This is a genomic window from Streptomyces bohaiensis (assembly GCF_012033785.1).
GTDB classification, from domain to species: Bacteria; Actinomycetota; Actinomycetes; order Streptomycetales; family Streptomycetaceae; genus Streptomyces; species Streptomyces bohaiensis.
The window spans coordinates 1-2,365 of the sequence record NZ_JAAVJC010000450.1 but is presented as its reverse complement, the minus strand read 5'-3'; the positions used below and the strand labels follow the sequence as shown (position 1 = coordinate 2,365).

2 protein-coding genes are annotated in these 2,365 nt (G+C 74.1%); both read right to left on the bottom strand.

The genetic code is table 11. The features are described 5' to 3' along the window. Nucleotides 1-112: 112 nt before the first annotated feature. Nucleotides 113-2,221 (bottom strand): 1,4-alpha-glucan branching enzyme, encoded by a 2,109-nt coding sequence (gene glgB / locus HCN52_RS23830; RefSeq protein ID WP_376767203.1) that lies wholly within the window; start codon nucleotides 2,219-2,221, stop codon nucleotides 113-115. Next, a partial coding sequence (locus HCN52_RS25780; RefSeq protein WP_168090489.1) for a hypothetical protein occupies nucleotides 2,152-2,365 on the bottom strand: 214 nt, incomplete at its 5' end. The genes glgB and HCN52_RS25780, both read right to left, overlap by 70 nt.

Sequence of the window (2,365 nt, the reverse complement as noted above, 5' to 3'; positions counted from 1 at the left end):
CCGCGCGGCGCGGGCCCGGCGGCGCCGCGTCCTGCCGGCCTCAGTCCGCCCGTCGCCGCGCCACGACGAAGATCCGCCGGAACGGCAGCACGGTGCCGTGGGGGCCGGGCGGTCAGGCGGGCCGCAGCCACACCGTCGCCAGCGGGGGCAGGGTCACCCGGATCGAGGAGTCCCGGCCGTGCCAGGCCACCGCCTCGGTCCGCAGCGGCTCCGGGTTTCCGACTCCGCTGCCGCCGTAGCGGGTCCCGTCGGTGTTGAGCGTCTCGCGCCACAGCCCGGAGACCGCGGGCACCCCGACGCGGTAGTCCCGGCGCACCACCGGGGAGAAGTTGCAGAGCGCCAGCAGCGGCGGGCCCTCGTCCCCGAACCGTGCGAAGGCGAGCACGTTGTCGTCCGCGGCGTCGCCGACCAGCCAGGCGAAGCCGGCGGGGTCGGTGTCCCGCTGCCAGAGCGCGGGGGTGTCGCGGTAGCCGTGGTTGAGGTCCGCCACCAGATCGCGCACCCCGCGGTGGTCGCCGGCGGCGCTGTACCCCGGGTCCAGCACCCACCACTGCGGGCCCTCGTCGGCCGACCACTCCGCGCCCTGCGCGAACTCCTGCCCCATGAACAGCAGCTGCTTGCCGGGGTGCGCCCACATCCAGCCGAGGTACGCGCGGTGCGAGGCGCGCTGCTGCCACCAGTCGCCGGGCATCTTGGAGACGAGCGCGCCCTTGCCGTGGACCACCTCGTCGTGGGAGATCGGCAGGACGTAGTTCTCCGAGTAGGCGTACACCATCGAGAACGTCATCTCGTTGTGGTGGTAGCGGCGGTGCACCGGCTCCTTGGACATGTAGACCAGCGAGTCGTGCATCCACCCCATGTTCCACTTGAACCCGAAGCCGAGACCGCCGTGCTCCGTCGAGCGCGTGACGCCGTCCCACGCGGTCGACTCCTCGGCGATGGTCACCACGCCGGGGCAGCGGCGGTAGACGGTCGCGTTCATCTCCTGGAGGAACGCCACCGCGTCGGGGTTGTCGCGGCCCCCGAACTCGTTGGGCGACCACGCGCCGTCCTCGCGCGAGTAGTCGAGGTACAGCATCGAGGCCACCGCGTCCACGCGCAGGCCGTCGACGTGGAACTCCTGGCACCAGTAGACCGCGTTGGCGACCAGGAAGTTGCGGACCTCGCGCCGCCCGTAGTCGAACTCCAGCGTCCCCCAGTCCGGGTGCTCGGCGCGCAGCGGATCCGCGTGCTCGTAGAGCGGCGTGCCGTCGAACCGGGCCAGCGCCCACTCGTCCTTGGGGAAGTGTGCGGGGACCCAGTCGATGATGACGCCGATCCCCGCGCGGTGCAGTGCGTCGACGAGGTGCCGGAAGTCGTCCGGGGAGCCCAGCCGGGCGGTCGGCGCGTAGTAGCCGGTCACCTGGTAGCCCCAGGACCCGCCGAACGGGTGCTCGGCCGGCGGCATCAGCTCCACGTGGGTGAAGCCCAGGTCGGCCACGTAGGCGGGGAGCTGCTCCGCCAGCTCGCGGTAGCCGAGCCCGGGCCGCCAGGAGGCGGGGTGCAGCTCGTACACCGACATCGGCGCCGCGTGGGCCGGGCGGCGGCCCCGGGAGGCCATCCACTGGTCGTCGCCCCAGACGTAGGTGTCGTCCTCCGCCACCACCGAGGCGGTGGCCGGCGGGCACTCGGTGCGGCGGGCCATCGGGTCGGCCCGCACGGTGTGCGAGCCGTCGGCGGTGCGGATGTCGAACTTGTAGAGCGCACCCGGGCCGATCCCGGGGACGAAGAGCTCCCACACCCCGCTGGAGCCCAGCGAGCGCATCGGGTGGCCGGTGCCGTCCCAGAAGCAGAAGTCACCCGTCAGCCGCACCCCCTGCGCGCCGGGCGCCCAGACGGTGAACCGGGTGCCGCGCACCCCCCGGTGGGTCATGGCGCGGGCGCCGAGCGCCTTCCACAGCTCCTCGTGGCGGCCCTCCCCGATCAGGTGCAGGTCCAGCTCGCCCAGCGAGGGCAGGAAGGAGTACGCGTCGTGGACCAGGTGTGCCGCGGCGGTGCCCTCGTACCGCACCGCCAGCCGGTACTCGGCCAGTTCGGGGACGGGCAGCACCGCGGCGAACAGCCCGTCGCCCTCGGAGGCGAGCTCGGCGCGCAGCCCGTCGGCGACCACGGTCACCGTGCGGGCCCCCGGTCGGAGCGCGCGGACCAGGACGCCCCCGGCGGCCGGGTGCGCGCCGAGCAGGCTGTGCGGGTCGTGGTGGGCCCCCCACAGCAGCCGGTCGCGGTCGTGTCCGGGAAGCGGCGGCGGATCGCGCCCTCCTCGCCCAGCAGCGTCAGGTTGCAGACGTTGCGGCGCAGCAGCACCTCCGCGGCGCGCAGCACCCGC